This window comes from uncultured Caulobacter sp. (genome assembly GCF_947036865.1).
Lineage (GTDB): Bacteria > Pseudomonadota > Alphaproteobacteria > Caulobacterales > Caulobacteraceae > Caulobacter.
Map to the genome: position 1 here is coordinate 56,935 of NZ_CAMQSF010000017.1, position 16,304 is coordinate 73,238.

General features: G+C 67.8%; 11 protein-coding genes and 3 pseudogenes. 9 read left to right on the forward strand and 5 right to left on the reverse strand.

Features of this window, described 5'->3' with window-relative positions:
• Positions 1–162: 162 nt before the first annotated feature.
• Positions 163–1,062 (forward strand): EamA family transporter, encoded by a 900-nt coding sequence (locus Q0V34_RS11460; protein WP_297511829.1) that lies wholly within the window; start codon positions 163–165, stop codon positions 1,060–1,062.
• A 42-nt stretch (positions 1,063–1,104) separates the two neighbouring features.
• On the opposite strand, the pseudogene Q0V34_RS11465 reads toward Q0V34_RS11460, so the two are convergent.
• Positions 1,105–1,194 (reverse strand): annotated as a pseudogene (locus Q0V34_RS11465) (hypothetical protein); the annotation flags it as partial.
• Positions 1,195–1,249: 55 nt separating this feature from the next.
• Between Q0V34_RS11465 and Q0V34_RS11470 the strand changes: the two are divergent.
• The 4 genes from Q0V34_RS11470 (at position 1,250) to Q0V34_RS11485 (ending at position 4,363) form a co-directional block, all read left to right on the forward strand.
• Positions 1,250–2,401, forward strand: coding sequence for an epoxide hydrolase family protein (locus tag Q0V34_RS11470; RefSeq protein ID WP_297511831.1), 1,152 nt, complete (start codon positions 1,250–1,252; stop codon positions 2,399–2,401).
• Between the two features lie 194 nt (positions 2,402–2,595).
• Complete coding sequence (locus Q0V34_RS11475) at positions 2,596–3,615, forward strand: low specificity L-threonine aldolase (RefSeq protein WP_297511833.1); 1,020 nt, start codon at positions 2,596–2,598, stop codon at positions 3,613–3,615.
• A gap of 87 nt (positions 3,616–3,702) precedes the next feature.
• The gene (locus Q0V34_RS11480) at positions 3,703–3,969 is read left to right on the forward strand and encodes a DUF4160 domain-containing protein (protein ID WP_297511835.1); all 267 of its coding nucleotides are present in this window, start codon (positions 3,703–3,705) and stop codon (positions 3,967–3,969) included.
• Positions 3,953–4,363 carry a DUF2442 domain-containing protein gene (locus Q0V34_RS11485; RefSeq protein ID WP_297511837.1) on the forward strand — a complete coding sequence of 137 codons (411 nt, stop codon included), beginning with the start codon at positions 3,953–3,955 and terminating at the stop codon, positions 4,361–4,363. Before Q0V34_RS11480 ends, Q0V34_RS11485 begins: the two co-directional genes overlap by 17 nt.
• A 106-nt stretch (positions 4,364–4,469) precedes the next feature.
• Here Q0V34_RS11485 and Q0V34_RS11490 read toward each other — a convergent pair.
• Positions 4,470–6,569 (reverse strand): annotated as a pseudogene (locus Q0V34_RS11490) (putative bifunctional diguanylate cyclase/phosphodiesterase); the annotation flags it as partial.
• A gap of 185 nt (positions 6,570–6,754) precedes the next feature.
• A complete protein-coding gene (locus Q0V34_RS11495; RefSeq protein WP_297511839.1) occupies positions 6,755–7,114 on the reverse strand; it encodes a phage holin family protein in 360 nt (119 codons plus the stop codon).
• Positions 7,115–7,275: 161 nt separating this feature from the next.
• Between Q0V34_RS11495 and Q0V34_RS11500 the strand changes: the two genes are divergently transcribed.
• The 4 genes and pseudogenes from Q0V34_RS11500 to Q0V34_RS11515 all read left to right on the forward strand — a co-directional run bounded on the left by Q0V34_RS11500 (position 7,276) and on the right by Q0V34_RS11515 (position 10,580).
• Entirely contained in the window at positions 7,276–8,601 is a 1,326-nt protein-coding gene (locus tag Q0V34_RS11500; protein WP_297511841.1) for an MFS transporter, read from the forward strand.
• A 141-nt stretch (positions 8,602–8,742) separates the two neighbouring features.
• Positions 8,743–9,630: an RNA polymerase sigma factor RpoH gene (gene rpoH / locus Q0V34_RS11505; protein WP_297511843.1), complete on the forward strand. Its 888-nt coding sequence runs from the start codon at positions 8,743–8,745 to the stop codon at positions 9,628–9,630.
• Positions 9,631–9,703: 73 nt separating this feature from the next.
• Positions 9,704–9,835, forward strand: a pseudogene (locus tag Q0V34_RS11510) (hypothetical protein); the annotation flags it as partial.
• Positions 9,836–9,851: 16 nt separating this feature from the next.
• Complete coding sequence (locus Q0V34_RS11515) at positions 9,852–10,580, forward strand: alpha/beta hydrolase (RefSeq protein WP_297511845.1); 729 nt, start codon at positions 9,852–9,854, stop codon at positions 10,578–10,580.
• A gap of 160 nt (positions 10,581–10,740) precedes the next feature.
• Here the strand turns inward: Q0V34_RS11515 and Q0V34_RS11520 are convergent, their stop codons facing one another.
• Both Q0V34_RS11520 and Q0V34_RS11525 read right to left on the reverse strand, forming a co-directional pair.
• Positions 10,741–13,449, reverse strand: coding sequence for a TonB-dependent receptor (locus tag Q0V34_RS11520; protein WP_297511846.1), 2,709 nt, complete (start codon positions 13,447–13,449; stop codon positions 10,741–10,743).
• A gap of 222 nt (positions 13,450–13,671) precedes the next feature.
• The coding region (locus Q0V34_RS11525) for a TonB-dependent receptor (protein ID WP_297511848.1) at positions 13,672–16,304 on the reverse strand (2,633 nt) is incomplete at its 5' end.

Below are 16,304 nucleotides of genomic sequence, written 5' to 3' on the forward strand. Positions count from 1 at the left end.
GGCGTCTTCTCCCCGTGAGCCGCCAAGCTAGGCGGCGGGCGCGATGCCGTCAAACAAGCGTTCGAGGCGCGCCCGGCGCATTGTCATCGGGACAATGTTTCGATTGCGGCGCGGCCAGCCAGGGGGCAAGCCGGACCGTGATCCCGGACGAACGGAGCGGTCATGACCCACGCGCCCCTGCCTCTGCGCCACCTGCTGCTGGCCCTGGCCGTGGTGGCCGTCTGGGGGACGAACTTCGTCGTCATCCGGATCGGCCTCAACCACCTGCCGCCGCTGCTGTTCGCCACCCTGCGCTTCACGCTGGTGCTGCTGCCGATGGCGTTCTTCGTCAAGCGGCCGGCCGTTCCGTGGAAGAACCTCGCCGCCTATGGCGTGCTGATCGGGGCCGGGCAGTTTGGCCTGCTGTTCGTGGCCATGAAGGGCCACATCTCGCCGGGCCTGGCGTCACTGGTGGTGCAGACCCAGGTGTTCTTCACCATCGGCATGGCCATGGCGATCAGCAAGGAGCAGGTGCGCGGCTTCCAGATCGTGGCCCTGCTGCTGGCCGCCTCGGGCATCCTGCTGATCGCCGCGCACGGCGGCGGCTCGGCCACGCCGCTGGGCGTCTTGCTGGTGCTGCTGGCGGCCGCCAGTTGGTCGGGCGGCAACATCGTCGCGCGCCAAGCCGGGCCGGTGAACATGCTGGGCTATGTGGTCTGGGCGAGCCTGTTCTCGATCCCGCCGCTTTTCGCCATGTCGCTGTGGCTGGAGGGCTGGCCGGCCATCGTCAAGGGCGTGACGGGCGCGGACGCGGCGACCTGGGCCGCCGTCGCCTGGCAGGCGGTGGGCAACACGATGTTCGGCTACGCCGCCTGGGGCTGGCTGCTGGCCCGCCATCCGGCCGCGACGATCACGCCGATGGCCCTCCTGGTGCCCGTCTTCGGCATGGGCGCCTCGGCCCTTTTGCTGCACGAGGGCCTGCCGGCCTGGAAGCTGATCGCCGCGGCGCTGGTGCTGACGGGCTTGGCGGTGAATATCCTTTGGCCGAAGGTGCGGGCGAGAGTGGCGGCGGCGGCGGCTTGAGGTCCAAAATCCCGTGTCATCCCGGAAGCCTCGCAGAGGCTATCCGGGACCCAGGGGGTGAAAGAGCGCTGTGCTTGCGGCCCCTGGGTCCCGGCTCTCCGCTACGCTCCGGCCGGGATGACACAGTTTGATTTGACCTCCCTCGGGGAAAGAAGCCGACCCTCCCGCAAAACACGGGAGAGCCGCCATGCCGACGCCGTTCGAGGTCAACTGGAGCCGCGAGGCCATCGACAAGGTGCTGGCCCAGGTTCGCGCCTACGACTTCCCCCCCGCGCCAGAAACCGGACAAGCGGGCGGCGGCTGGGCCTATGGCTGCGACGCCGACTTCCTCCGCGAGATCCGCGCCTACTGGACGGACGGCTTCGACATCGCCGCCGCCCAGGCCAACCTGAACCGCTTCCCGCAGTTCACCGCGACGATCGAGGATCTCGACATCCATTTCGTCCACGTGGTCGGCGAGGCGGGCGGGCGGCGGCCCCTGCTGATCAGCCACGGCTGGCCGGGCAGCCACTTCGAGTTCTGGGACGCCATCGAGCCCCTGGCCTTCCCGTCGCGCCACGGCGGCGATCCGGCCGACGCCTTCGACCTCGTCATCCCGTCGCTGCCGGGCTTCGGCTTCTCGGGCAAGCCGAAGCGCCCGCTGGGCCAGCGGGCCACGGCGCGCCTGTTCGACACGCTGATGACCCGCGAGCTCGGCTATTCGAGCTATCTGGCCCAAGGCGGCGACTGGGGCGGGCTCGTGACCTCGTGGCTGGGCCTCGACCAGGCCGCCCACGTCAAGGCCATCCACCTGAACATGATCGGCCTGCGCCCCGCCGGCCCGCCGACCACGCCCGAGGAGATCGCCTGGATCACCGGCTTCGGCGCCCAGATGGATCTCTGGGGGGCCTATTTCCGCCTGCAGGCCAGCAAGCCGCAGTCGGTCGCCTGGCTGGGCGCCAGCAACCCGGTCGGCCAGGCCGCCTGGATCCTGGAGCGCTTCCATGACTGGGCCGACTTGTCCGAGAAGCCCTTCGAGCGGGTGTTCAGTCGCGACCAGTTGCTGACCAACGTGATGATCTACGTGATGACGGGGTCCTTCACGACCGGCGCCTGGTACTATCGCGCCATGCTGGAGGAAGGCGGCCCGGTGCTGGCCGAGGGCCAGCGCTGCGAGACCCCGACCGCCTTCGCCAACTTCCCGGGCGAGAGCATCTACAAGCCCCCGCCCCGCTCGTGGGCCGACCGCGCGTACAACATCACCCGCTGGAGCGAGATGCCGCGCGGCGGCCACTTCGCGGCGATGGAGGAGCCGGGGCTGTTCGTCGAGGACGTGAGGGCCTGGGCTAGAGAACTCTAAAGCGCGCCCCCTTCCCCCTTGATGGGGGAAGGGTCGGGGATGGGGGTGAACCACTGAGGTCGGTCTGAGCACGGCTTCAAACGCCGCATCACCCCCACCCCTGCCCCTCCCCCATCGAGGGGGAGGGGATATGGACGGAGGCGCCTTGGCGTGGCATCGGATCGGCCCTCCGAAAGCTTGCCCGTCGAGGACCCATGGCCCGCTACGATTTCGCCTCCGACAATGTCGCCGGCGCCATGCCGGAAGTCATGGAGGCCCTGGTCGCCGCCAACGCCGGCGTCGCCTCGGGTTACGGGACCGACCATGTCAGCAAGGCCGCCGCCGACCGGATCCGCGCCCTGCTGGACGCCGACGCCGAGGTGCGGTTCACCGCCTCGGGCACGGCCGCCAACGCCTTCGCCCTCACCTTGCTGGCCCAACCGCACGAAGCGGTGCTGGCGCACGAGCACGCCCATATCTGCACCGACGAGACCGGCGCGCCGGGGTTCTTTGGCCAGGGCGTCGGCCTGATCGGCCTGCCCGGCGCCTCGGGCCGGATCGACCTGCCCGGACTGGAGGCCGCCTTGGCTCGCCCCGAGGTGTCGTACAACCAGCCCGCCGCGGCCCTGTCCCTGACCACCGCCACCGAGTACGGCACGGTCTATACGGAAGCGCATCTCCGGTCGCTGATCGCCCCGGTCAAGGCCAAGGGCTACGGCGTCCACCTGGACGGCGCGCGGCTGGCCAACGCGGTCGCGGCCGGCTTCGACCTGAAGAGCGTCGCGAAGCTGGGCGTCGACGTCCTCGTCATCGGCGGGACCAAGGCCGGCTCCACCCCCACCGAGGCCGTGGTGTTCCTGAACCCGGACCACGCCCGCCGCCTCGACGCCCGGCTCAAGCACGCCGGCCAGCTGGTCAGCAAGGGCCGGTTCCTGGCCGCGCCGTGGCTGGGTCTGCTGGGCGAGGACGGTGGGACGGGGCCCTGGGCCGCCCGCGCCGCCCACGCCAACGCCATGGCGCGCAAGCTGGCCGCGCTGATGCCCTTCCCGATCCGCCATCCGGTCGAGGCCAACGGGCTGTTCGTCGAGATGGACGAGCCCGCCCTGGAACGCCTGCGCGGCGAGGGCTGGTTCGTCTACCGGTTCCTGGACGGGACGGTGCGCTTCATGTGCTCCTGGGCCACGACGCCGGAGATGGTCGAGGACCTGGGTGCGGCCTTGAGGCGAATCGCCTAAATTAACAACCTTAACGGGCTTTCTTCGCGCTTGCGGGCCGAAAATGGCCTACCATTCCCAAACGCTTGGGTTTTTGGTAGTCTCGGCATGGTCACGCTCTTGCGCCACGGTAAGGTCCGGGTCGTCATCTATTCGGAAGACCACCGTCCTAGCCATGTGCACGTCGTGGGCGTCGAGCAAGCCGCTGTCCTGCTGCTCGACTGCCAGGACGCGCCCCTTCCGCACGGACCCGTGACCCTTCGAGAGAACCACGGCTTCCTGGCGCGGGAGCTGCGGCCCATCATCGAGCAGGTCGAGGCGAACCTCGAAATGCTCTGCGCCGAATGGAAACGCGTGCATGGCGATTACCGATGAGGAGATCGAAGCGGCGACGGCGCGAGGTGAAGCGCTGATCGCCACGCGGCCTCGGGCGGTGTCGGCGCGCTATGACGCTGTTCGAGATCTCGTCGAGATCGCCTTCGGGAATGGGGCGTTCTTCAGCTTCCCGCCGAGCTTGACCCAGGCCCTCGCGGAGGCCGCGCCCCAGCAGCTGGCGGATATCGAGGTCGTCGGCGCGGGCATGGGCCTGTACTTCCCGGGCTGCGACGCCGATCTGTATATTCCTGCTTTGGTGGACGGCGTGTTCGGCTCCAAGGCGTGGATGGCGTCGCGACTGGGTCAGGAAGGCGGACGCGTTCGGAGCGAACGCAAGGCCGCCGCCGCCCGCGCCAATGGCAAATTGGGCGGCAGGCCTCGAAAAGCCAGTTAAACAGGCTCTAGGACGCGGCGCGGTCCAAGTCTTCAGCCTGGGGCGTGGACAAGCCTTTGGCTTCGGGCGTCAGCACCGTTACGGCTTGAGCCGGGCTCGCGAGAGGCTCCACCCCCAGCATCCGGGCGATCTCGGCCGCCGGGGCCGGGCGGCTGATGAAGTAGCCTTGGATCTCGGCGCAGCCCTGGCCGCGCAGGGCGTCCAGCTGGGCCTGGGTTTCGACGCCCTCGGCCGTGGTCACGACGCCCATCGACGCGCCCAGGTCCAGCACCGCCTTGATGATAGCCAGGGCGTCGCTGTCGTGCAGGATGTCGCGGACGAAGGTCTGGTCGATCTTGATCTTGTCGAACGGGAAGCTGCGCAGATAGCTCAGCGAGCTGTAGCCCGTGCCGAAGTCGTCCATCGAGATGCGCACGCCCAGGGCCTTCAGGTCGTGCAGCATGGTCATGTTGGCCTGGCTGTCCTGCAGCAGGACCGACTCGGTGATCTCCAGCTCCAGGCGCTGGGCCGGCAGGCCCGAGGCGGCCAGGGCCGAGACGACGGTGCGCACCAGGCCCCGGTCGCGGAACTGGGCCGGCGACAGGTTGACGGCCAGTCGCACGTGGTCCGGCCACAGGGCGGCCTCGGCGCAGGCGTTGCGCAGCACCCACTCGCCCAGCGGGACGATCAGGCCGATCTCCTCGGCCAGCGGAATGAAGTCGGCCGGCGAGACCATGCCCCGCTCCGGATGGCGCCAGCGCAGCAGGGCCTCGCAGCCGGTCACCCGCTCGTCGCCCAGATTGTAGAGCGGCTGATAGAACAGCTCGAACTCGCCGGCCTGCAGCGCGCGGCGCAGATCCAGCTCCAGCGCGCGACGCGCCTGCAGCTGCTCGTCCATGGCGCGTTCGAAGAAGTGGAAGGCGCCGCGCCCGTCGGCCTTGGCGCGGTACAGGGCCATGTCGGCCTTCTTCAGCAGCTCGTCGGCGTCCTCGCCGTCCGAGGGCGCGACCGAGACGCCGACGCTGGCGCCGATCACCACCTGATGGCCCTGAAGATCGAACGGCGCGGACATGGCTTCGACGATGCGGCTGGCCAGGCGGGTGGCGCCCGTCATGTCCTTCAGACCGGTCTGGACCACGGCGAACTCGTCGCCTCCCAGTCGGGCCACGGTGTCGCCCTCGCGCACGCAGCCGCGCAGGCGCTCGGCCGCGACGCGCAGCAGGGCGTCGCCCAGCGGGTGGCCCAGCGTGTCGTTGACGGTCTTGAAGCGGTCCAGGTCGATGAAGTGCACCGCCAGCTGCTGGCCATCGCGCGCTCGGCGGGCCAGGGCCTCGGACAGATGCTTCTGGAACAGCACCCGGTTGGGCAGCTCGGTCAGGGGATCGTAATGGGCCAGACGCGCGATCTGGGCCTCGGCCCGCTTGCGCTCGGCGATGTCCTCGGAGACGCCCAGCAGGTATTCGGGCTCGCCCTCGGCGTTGAGGATCGCGATCTTCTTGGTGCGGAGGATCGCCATGCTGCCGTCCTGGCGCGGCACGTGGTCTTCCTCGACGACCCTCACCTCGCCCGACTGCAGCACCTCGCGGTCGCGCTCGACATAGAGGGCGGCCAGCTCGGCGTCGTGGATGTCGGCGTCGGTCTTGCCGATCACCTGGTCGCGGCTGAAGCCCAGGGTCTTCTCGCCCGCGCGGTTCAGCAGGACATAGCTGTGGTCGTCGGCGCGCTTGACGAACACCATGGCGGGCATGGCCTCGACGATGGCGGTCATGAAGGTCTGGGCGCGCTCGACCTCGGCCTTGGCGGTGGCCAGGGCCTCGACGCCGCGGCGGTTGGTTTCGTTGGCGGCCTGCAGCAGGCCCAGCACCGTGCCGACGCCGATATAGCGGCCGCCCTCGGTGACGATGAAGCCGCGCAGCAGGTCCGAGGCGCGATAGGAAAGGCTGTCGGTGGTGAACGCCGCCAGCTCCATGTCGGCGTCGACGACCAGCGGCTCGCGGTCCATCAGCGTCGAGATCGGACGGTTGGCGTAGAGGGCGCGGCCGTACTCGGCGGCCATGCGCAGGAAGAAGGCGTTGCGTTCGACCAGGCCGATCGGGCGGTGATCGTCGTCGACCACGGGTACGATCAGGGTGTCCGGCTCCTCGCGGAATCGGTCGTACAGCGCCTTGCCGAGATCCTCCTGCCGCGCGGGCGTCAGGGGGGAAACGGTGTCCCGCAGGGTGAACATGGTTACGCCTCCACTCGCGGCGAATGAAGGACCATTTCCCGGCTAACGAGGTGCTAATACCGGCATTGAGGTAACGGCATTTCGCGAAAACTTCACGGCGCCGTCACAATGTTTGCGCCGGTGTTTACATTCCAGGCGCCTGGCCGGCGTTTGACCTGAAAGGACGCGTGGCGCGCCCGGGTTCTCTATTCGCGCTCGCGGCGGGCGTCGCCCACGGCCAGGTGGCCGACCCAGCTGACCACGCCGGTGACGATCGCCGCCTCGACCCCCGCCAGCAGGCCGTGAACCGCCAGCCCGTCCAGCAGCCACGCGACCAGCCCGATCATCGCGGCGTTCACCACCAGCAGGAACAGGCCCAGGGTCACGATCGTCAGCGGGAAGGTCAGCAGAGTCACCACCGGCCGCACGACGGCGTTGACGATCCCCAACAGGAAGCCGGCGATCAGCAAGGTCTTCCAGCCGTCGGCGGTGACGCCCGGCACGATGCGCGCCGCCAGCCACAGACCCGCGGCGGCGACCAGAACGCGGAAGATGAGGCGAAACATGCGGCGAGCTCCCGGCGGAATGTCGCGGCGAGTATGGCGACGCTCGGCGCATTGCTCAATCCGCGAGCTTCCCGGCGCGAATTCTCGTCGCGTGCGATTTATCACACCGTCGGTCGCGGTATCGTGCGACGGTCACGGGACTTGGGCTGGGGGGCCTCAAGATGACGACCGACGCCGCGGCGCAGGCGCGCCTTTTCCGACGCGTGAGCTGGCGCATTCTGCCGCTGGTTGGCCTGGCCTACATCGTTGCGCTGATCGACCGCAGCAATATCGGTCTGGCGGCGTTGCAGATGAACGATGATCTGAAGTTCAGCGCCGCGGTCTACGCCGCCGGGGCAAGCGCCTTCTTCATCACCTACGCCCTGCTCGAAGTCCCAGCGAACCTGATGATGCTGCGGATCGGCGCCAAGCGCTGGATCGTGCGCATCATGATCACCTGGGGTTTGCTTTCCACCGCCATGGCCGCGGTGCGCGAGCCTTGGCAGTTCTACGGCCTGCGCATGCTGATCGGCGCCGCCGAAGCCGGCTTCTTCCCGACCGCGATCTATTTCGTGTCGACCTGGTACCCGCCCGAACGCCGGGGCCGGGCGATCAGCGCCTTCTATCTCGCTTTTCCCGTGGGCAATCTGGTGATGGGCGCGCTCGCCGCCCTCCTGATGCAGTTGGACGGCCTAGCGGGCCTGCGCGGCTGGCAGTGGATGTTCATTCTGGAAGGGCTGCCCTCGGTCGCTCTGGGCCTGGCCTTGGTGGCGCTTCTGCCCGATTCGCCGGCCAAGGCCCGCTGGCTGAGCCGCGATGAGGCCGATTGGCTGACGAACGCGGCGCGGGCCCACCCCGAGGAACATGGCTTCGGCGCCCTGTTCCGCATGCTTCTCGATCTGCGAGTCCTGGTGTTCGGCGCGGCGATGGCCGTGACCTTTATCGCCAACTCCGCGATGGCGTCTACAGGCCCGATTGCGCTCAAGGAGGCCTTCGCCTTAAAGCCAGACCAGATCGCCGCCCTGGTCTCCGCAACGGGCCTGATCGGTATGGCGGCCTTGCCGTTGGGGGGCTGGGTTCTGGACCACAGCCGGCATCGCTTCGCCTGGTTGGCGCTCGCCGCGTTAGGCCTCGCCTCGGCGCTCCTTGTGATGGGGGCGGAGCGATCGGCTCCCGTCGCGATCGGCGGCTATCTGTCGTTCTATACCTTCATGATGTTCACACAAGGCCTGCAGCCCGCCCTGCCCGCCCGCTACCTGCACGGCGCGCGGCTGGGCGTCGCCATCGCCGGCGTCAATACGCTCGCCCAGTTCGGCGCCTTCTCTGGCCCGTTGATCCTCGGCATGGCGCACAAGGCGGCGGGAGGCTATGCCGACGGCCTCAAGTGGCTCGCGATCGCGCCTATCATCCTGTCGGCCTTGGCGCTGTGGATGCCGTCGTTGCTGGCCCTCGATCGCCCCCTGCCCGAAACCGAGGACGACCAGGCGCCCCTGTCGGCGCCCGCCTGAAAAATATCCGAGCGCGCAACTCGGACATTACAAATGCGTTACCACCCTTTCAACCGGCGTTCCGCGACCTATCTTGTTCCCCGTGTGGGGATGATCGCGCGCGATTGGCCAGCGGATCCGCACGCAAGGGGATAGAATAAGATGGCCGTGAATACCCTATCGGTGATGTCGCCGGACGGCGGCTTGTCGCGTTATCTCACCGAGATCCGCAAGTTCCCGATGCTGAGCAAGGACGAGGAGTTCATGCTCGCCCAGCGCTGGAAGGAGCATCAGGACCCGCAAGCGGCCCACAAGATGGTCACCAGCCACCTGCGCCTCGTGGCCAAGATCGCCATGGGCTATCGCGGCTATGGCCTGCCGATCGGCGAGGTGATCTCCGAGGGCAATGTCGGCCTGATGCAGGCCGTCAAGAAGTTCGAGCCCGAGAAGGGCTTCCGCCTGGCCACCTACGCCATGTGGTGGATCCGCGCCTCGATCCAGGAATACATCCTGCGCTCGTGGTCGCTGGTGAAGATGGGCACCACCGCCGCCCAGAAGAAGCTGTTCTTCAACCTGCGCAAGGCCAAGAGCCAGATCGCCGCCTTCCAGGAGGGCGATCTGCACCCCGACCAGGTCAGCGCCATCGCCACCAAGCTGGGCGTGCTGGACAGCGAGGTCATCTCGATGAACCGCCGCCTGTCGGGCCCCGACGCGTCGCTGAACGCGCCGCTGCGCGCCGACGGCGAGAGCGAGTGGCAGGACTGGCTGGCCGACGAGGAGCAGGTCTCCCAGGAGACCCGCGTCGCCGAGGACGAGGAAAAGTCGCTGCGGATGTCGCTTCTGGAAGAGGCGATGGTCGAGCTGACCGACCGCGAGCGCCACATCCTGACCGAACGCCGCCTGAAGGACGAGCCGACCACCCTGGAAGAACTGGCCGCCCAGTACGGCGTCAGCCGCGAACGGGTCCGCCAGATCGAGGTCCGCGCGTTCGAAAAGCTGCAGAAGACCATGCGCGAGGCGGCCATCGCCAAGAACATGGTCGAGGCCTGAGGCTTCGGCTCACCGCTTTGACGAAAGGGCGCTCCTCGGGGCGCCCTTTTTTGTTTGGCGCCCATTCCAACCACACCGTCATTCCCGCCCTTGTGGCGGGAACCCCTCTGTCCGCCGCAAGGGCGGGAGGGGCGGACCGCTGGCGGTCCGCTTGCATCTCACGTGTCAGCTGAACCAGGGGTTCCCGCCACAAGGGCGGGAATGACGGAGCTTTATAGGTTATGAGCGCGACCATGCCCTCCCCCCTTCCCCAGCTGATCCTCCTCCCCGGCCTGCTGAACGACGCCGGGCTGTGGCGGGACCAGATCAGCGGTCTTTCCGACGTCGCGCGGATCTGGGTTCCGGACCTGACGCCCTACGCCACGATCCGCGAGATGGCCGAACACGTGCTGGCGCGCGCCGAGCCGAGCTTCGCCCTGGCCGGGTTCTCGATGGGCGGCTACGTGGCCCAGGAGATCGCGCGGCTGGCGCCGGAGCGGATCGAGCGGCTGGCCCTGCTGGACACTTCGATCCGGGTCGACACGCCCGAGCGCGCCGCCCAGCGCCGGGCGCTGAACAAGGCCGCCGCCAAGGGCGGGACCTTCCTGGGCATCGGCCAGACGATCATGAAGTCGTATGTCGACGCCTCGCGCCTCGAGGATGCGGCCCTGACCACGCGCATCGTCGACATGACCCAGCGCCTGGGGCGCGAGGTCTTCCTGCGCCAGAACAGCCTGGAGCGCGAGGACGGCGAGGCGGCGCTGAAGGCGCTGCGCGTCCCGCTGCTGATCATCGTCGGCGAAAACGACCAGATCACGCCCGCCGCCGGCCATCGCGAGATGGCCTGGGCGATCGGCTGCACGCACCTGGTGGTGATCCCCAACGCCGGGCACATGACGCCGATGGAGGCCCCGGGCGCGGTCAACGGCGCCCTGCGCCACTGGCTGGAGCGACCGGCGGGACGGCGGTAGGGGTTCGCGCTCAGCCCTGCTTTGCCGTGTCATCCCGGCTGAAGCGTAGCGTAGAGCCGGGATGACACGGTTAGAGCGTTGAATTCCATTGCCTCGCCCCAAAAAAGAGAAGCCTCCCCGGCGGACCGGGGAGGCAGTGGGCGCGGGGTGTTTGCGCCGATTAGAAGTTGAAGCGCACGCCGCCGACATAGCGGGGGCCGAACTTCTCGTACTCGATCGGATAGCGCTTCTGGTCGCCGTAACGGCGGGCGCCGTCATTGGTGATGTTGCTGGCGTCGAAGAACACTTCCAGGTGCTTGTTGACCTGGTAGCGCGCCGAGAAGTCGACCTCCTGGTCGCTGTCCCAGTAGATGTCGCCGTTGTCGGTGGCGTAGACGCCGCCATTGATGACGCGGTACGTGCCGACCGACTGGCCCCAGGGCGTGCGGTACTGATAGGCCAGACGCAGGGTCAGGCCATATTTCTCGTAGATGGCCTGGACGTTGTAGACCGCGTCCGAGGTGCCCAGCACCGAGATGGTGCGGGCCGGCACGCCGCCCACCGACGGCAGGGTGACCTTCGACGAGGTCCAGGTCCCCGACAGGCGCGTCTCGAAGCCGCCCATCCAGTCCGGCAGGCCGTGCGACGTGACGAACTTCTGGGCCGTGCCGCTGTAGAAGACTTCCAGACCCTGGATATGACCCGCCCCGGCGTTGCCGATGCTGGTGAAGGCATAGCCCGAGCGGTCGACGCCGTTGCTGTTCAGCGACGTGTCGGCGAACACCTTCGAGGTCTGGACCAGCACGTCCTTCAGGTCCTTGTAGAACACCCCGGCCGAGACGAAGGTCTCGCGGTCGGCGTACCATTCCAGATAGGTGTCGAGGCCGACCTGACGCTCGGGCTTGGCGTTGGGGTTGCCGCCCGAAATCGTCTGGTTGGCGTCGCTGAACGTGAAGTTCGGACGCAGGTCGTCGAAATCGGCGCGCGAGGCCGAGGTGGTGAGGCCGACGCGCAGCTTCAGGTCGTCGCGCAGGTTCCAGTTCAGGTGGGCGCTGGGATAGTACAGCGTGTCGTCGCTCTTCACCTTGACCAGGCGCAGGCCCGCCGGCGTGGTCCCCGAGGCCGGGAAGTTCACATAGGCCTGGCCTTCGTTCTCGATGTGCTCGACGCGCGCGCCGTAGACGATCGTGCCCCAGTCGAACCGGGTCGTGGCCATGGCGTAGCCGGCGGTGATCGTCTCGCCCACGCGCCAGTAGTTGCCGGTGGTGTCGTTCTTGGTCGCCTGGCCCGTCGTCACCAGGTCCTTCACGAAGGCCGTCGTGTAGTCCTTGTTCGTATAGCGGAAGGTGTAGTTCAGGTTCTGGCTGCCCAGATAGCCGATGTTGGTGGCGAACTGGCCCCACAGGGGCGCGCCGGCGCCCGAATAGGGGCGGGTGAAGCTGCTCTCGCGCGACTTCTTGGTGCGATCGGTCCACAGGCCGCCGAACTTGAACTTGGTCTCGCGGCCGAACAGCTCGCTCTCATAGTCGAAGTCGGCCTTGGCGGTGTAGGCGGCCGTGAAGTCGCCGCCCTTCAGCATGCCGGCGCTGGTCAGCGGGAACTGGAAGTCCTCGATATTGGTGACCTGCGCGCCCTTCAGCCGGGCGTTGGTCAGGCCGCCGGTCTGATAGAGACGCACCGTGTTCACGTCGCCGTTGCGGAAGTCGTATTCGACGGTCGGGCGCAGCGTGAAGGTCGACGGGCTCTGGAAGTTCATGGTCACGGGCGTGTCGCGACCGTCCTGGGTGTAGGTGTAGTTCAGCCGCCAGGACGCGCCCAGCTTGTTCCAGCGGTGCTCGCCGCCCACCGTGTTGGTGGACATGGCTTCCTTGGAGTCGCGGTAGTCGATGCGCCCGGTGATCCGCGCGCCATAGACCGTGCCCGCGACCGGATCGGCGGCGTTGATATAGGCCGCGCTGGTATAGCCGTTTCCGGCGGCGTCCGTGCCCTGATCGAGACGGAAGATGAAGTTATCGCGCAGCTCGTCGTCGTGATAATAGGTGTTGATCGTGCTGGCGAAGATCGAGTTGTTCTCGTCGAACTTGTAGTCGACGCGGATCGAGGCCGAGATATTCTCGCGGGTCAGGCGATAGTGCTTGTTCTCGTGCTCGCGGGCGAAGTGCTTGTTCGGGTCGACCGTGTTCGACAGATAGGGATCGGTCTCCCAGTTGTCGGTCGCCATTTCGCGCGAGTAGTACGAGCCCTGGGCGACGACGCCCAGCTTGTCGGCGAAGATGTTCGAATAGACCAGGCTGCTGTCGATCTCGTCGCCGCCGCCCAGCTTGACCCGGCCCACGCCCAGCTTGCCGGTGATCTTCTGGCCCTTGTAGTCGAAGGCGCGGCGGGTGCGGATGTCGACATTGCCGGCGACCGTGTCGCCCGGCATCGACGGCACGATGGCCTTTTCGACGGTCACCAGGCTGGCGATCGCCGAGGGGATGTTGTCGAAGCGGGTGGCGCGGCCCTCGGGGCTGACGACGCTGAGGCCGTCGAACGACAGCGTGGTCCAGTAGACCGGCGCGCCGCGCAGGTTGATGTAGCGGGCCTGGCCCTGGTCGCGCTCGACGCCGACGCCCGGCAGGCGGCCGACGGCGAAGGCGATGTTCTGGTCGGGCAGGTCGCCGATCGCGTCGGCCGACAGCACGCTGACCAGCGAGTCGGAGTTCTTCTGGACCTGCATGGCCGCGGCCTGGCTTTCGGCCAGCGGGCGGCGGGCGGTGACGATGACGTCGCTGACCGAGGTGGCGTCCGTCTTGGCCGTCTCGTCCGCCCGGGCCGCCCCGGCGGCGATCAGCATCAGGGAAACGAGGCTGGCGCGGCGCAGCAGCGCCGCTTGGTGGCGGATCGTCATGACTATCCCCTTTTCGCCGTCGCGGTGGGCGGCGCTCGGTTTTGTGTTGGGGGGAGCCCATAACGGCGGTTTGTTGGGCCTCAATGACGCCTTTATGACGCCTTAATGACGCCGCAATTGGCCATCTTCTCGCCTTATTCTCGGGAACGAAAAAGGCGGCGCCTGTTAGGACGCCGCCTCTCAAGTCTTGGATCGCCTAGAAAATCTTTACAAATCAGCGACTTAGAAGCTCAGCTGCACGCCCGTGCGGAAGGTGCGGCCGTAGCGCTCGTTCTCGCCCAGATGGTCCTTCTGGCCAGCGAAGGTGCGCCAGGGTTCGTCGTTCAGGTTCGCGCCCTCCAGGAAGATGGTGGCGCTGCGGGCCTTGTCGCCGAACGCATAGGCGATGCGGGCGTCGACCTGGCCGTGCTTGTCCCAGTAGATGTCCGAATTGGCGTCGGCGCCGATCGTGTACAGGAACTTCGAGCGGTACGAGTAGGCGACGCGCGCCGTCAGGCCGTGCTTTTCGTAGAACAGCTGGGCGGTGCCCACCGTCTTCGATTGCTGGACCAGCGGCAGGCTTTGCAGGCGACCGGGGACGCCGCGGATCGACGAGTCGATCAGGGCCAGATTGACCCCGACGCCGAAGCCGTTCAGCGCGCCGGGCAGGAAGGTCAGCTGCGACTGAAGGTTCATTTCCACGCCGGCGACATAGGCCTTGGTGGCGTTCAGCGGGGTGGTGACGGTGGCGCCGGTCAGGGCCACGCCGCCATAGGTCCCGGCCTGGTTCAGCAGGCCGCGCGTGAAGATCGGGTCCTGGATGTCCTTGAAGAACACCGCGCCCGACAGCACGCCCTGGCCGGGCAGGTAGTATTCGACGCCGGCGTCGAGGTTGGTCGAGGTCAGCGGCTTCAGGTTCGGGTTTCCGGTGGTGACCGTGTTGGCCGTGGTGTCGACCGTGATGGCCGGGGCCAGCTGGGTGTAGTCGGCGCGGCCGATCGCCGTGGTCGCCGCGGCGCGCAGCACCAGGCGGTCGGTGACGTCCATCTTGGCGTTCAGGCTCGGGAACCAGTTCGTGTACTTGTTCGAGCCGGTCGTGTCGGCGCCGCGCGTGGCGGTGGCGCTGTTGAAGGTCTTGGCCGTGTAGTCGCCGTCGGTGTTCTCGACCCGCAGGCCGGGGACCAGGGTCACGCGGCCGAGCTTCAGGGTGGCCATGGCGTAGCCGGCCCAGATCTTTTCCGACACGCCGTAGTCGCTGAGCAGGTCGGTGCTGAGCGACTTGGACGCGTTCAGCTTGATGGCCGTCGGGTTGGCGGTCACGAAGGCCTGCGCCGCGGCGTAGCTGACCTTGGGACCGAACGTGTAGCGGCCGTCATAGGTCGAGGGCAGGCTCGACGGGTTCAGCGCGGCCAGATTGAAGGCCAGGGCGCCCGGATCATAGGTCTGGTAGGTGCGGTCGTTGGTCTTTTCGCGGTCCGTCAGCTTGACGCCGAACTTCAGGCTGCTGCCCTCGCCGATCGCCGCCAGCGGCAGGGTGTAGTCGGCGCGGCCCTGCTTCAGGGTCTCGACGGCCTCGCGACGGTCATAGCTGACGCTCTTGAAGACGAACTGGGCCGGATCCAGCGCGATCGCGTCCGGCTTCACCACGAACAGCACGTCCGAGAGGTCGTACGACCCGCTCAGGCTCTTGCCGCTGGCGAACTGGAATTCGCTGCGCAGCGGGTCGGTCTTCTCGGCGCGGCTGTAGGCGGCGTCGATCGAGAGCTTGCCCGTCCCGACATTGAACTTGCCGCCGACCGAGACGGTCTTGGTGTTGTCGTCCTCGTTACGGCTACGGACATAGCGCGTGCCGGGGGCCTTGCTGAACGTGCCGGCGGTCGGCGAGGTCGAAACGATCGCGCCGGCGATCGGGAAGCGGAAGCGGTCGCGCGTCTCGTGGTCGGTGAACTTGGCGTACTGGGTGCGCAGATACAGCTGCACGTCGTCGTTCGGACGCCAGTCGAAATTGCCGACGAAGCCCGTGCGCTCGCGCACGAGGTTATAGTCGCGCAGGTCGAAGTCGGCCGGGATCGGATTGCCGTTCGCCGTGGTCCACGACGCGCCGGCCACGTTCTGCGACTCGATCGGGCGCTTGGAATAGTTGGCCGACAGCACCGCGCCGAACGACTTGTCGGGGCCGAACGTGCCGCCCAGGGTCAGGTCGCCCTCGTAGGGGTGCTTGTCGTTCAGGTCGAACTGGCCGTAGGCGGCGCGGGCGCTGCCGAAGGTCCCTTTGCGGTCGAAGGCCGACAGGGTGACGATGTCGACGGCGCCGGCGATGGCGTTGGCGTCGAGGTCGGCCGTCAGGCTCTTGATCACCGACACCTGGCCGATCAGCGACGAGGGAATGTCGTCCAGCTTGACCTGGCGGTTGTCGGGCTCCGGCGCGGCGGCCGTCTGGCCGTTGACCGTGACGTTGGCGTAGCGCGGGTCGACGCCGCGGATGATCACGTAGCGGCCTTCGCCCTGGTCGTTGGCGACGGTGAGGCCCGGCAGGCGGCGCACGGCCTCGGCCACGTTCTGGTCGGGCAGCTTGCCCACGTCGTTGGCGTACAGCGACTCGACGAAGTTGTTGGCGACCTTCTTGACCTGCAGGGCCCGGCGCTCGGCGGCGCGCTGGCCGGTGATCACCACCTCGGCCACCTGATCCTGGGCGGCGAGGGTCACCTCGAGCTCGGCCGGCTGGGCGTCGGTGAGCGTGACGGCGGTGCTGGAGGCGGCGTAACCGACATAGGCGACCCGCACCTGGGCCGCGCCGGCCGGCAGGCCCGTCACCTCGAAGCGGCCGTCCGGACCGGCGACGACGCCGCGCCCGCCGACGGTGACCGAGGCGCCCG

Excerpts from the sequence above, each read along its gene's own strand:
- Q0V34_RS11500 (WP_297511841.1), top strand. The coding sequence starts at position 7,276 with ATGACGACCGACGCCGCGGCGCAGGCGCGCCTTTTCCGACGCGTGAGC.
- Q0V34_RS11470 (WP_297511831.1), top strand. The coding sequence starts at position 1,250 with ATGCCGACGCCGTTCGAGGTCAACTGGAGCCGCGAGGCCATCGACAAG.
- Q0V34_RS11480 (WP_297511835.1), top strand. The coding sequence starts at position 3,703 with ATGGTCACGCTCTTGCGCCACGGTAAGGTCCGGGTCGTCATCTATTCG.
- Q0V34_RS11485 (WP_297511837.1), top strand. The coding sequence starts at position 3,953 with ATGGCGATTACCGATGAGGAGATCGAAGCGGCGACGGCGCGAGGTGAA.
- Q0V34_RS11520 (WP_297511846.1), bottom strand. The coding sequence starts at position 13,449 with ATGACGATCCGCCACCAAGCGGCGCTGCTGCGCCGCGCCAGCCTCGTT.
- rpoH (WP_297511843.1), top strand. The coding sequence starts at position 8,743 with ATGGCCGTGAATACCCTATCGGTGATGTCGCCGGACGGCGGCTTGTCG.
- Q0V34_RS11460 (WP_297511829.1), top strand. The coding sequence starts at position 163 with ATGACCCACGCGCCCCTGCCTCTGCGCCACCTGCTGCTGGCCCTGGCC.
- Q0V34_RS11515 (WP_297511845.1), top strand. The coding sequence starts at position 9,852 with ATGAGCGCGACCATGCCCTCCCCCCTTCCCCAGCTGATCCTCCTCCCC.
- Q0V34_RS11495 (WP_297511839.1), bottom strand. The coding sequence starts at position 7,114 with ATGTTTCGCCTCATCTTCCGCGTTCTGGTCGCCGCCGCGGGTCTGTGG.
- Q0V34_RS11475 (WP_297511833.1), top strand. The coding sequence starts at position 2,596 with ATGGCCCGCTACGATTTCGCCTCCGACAATGTCGCCGGCGCCATGCCG.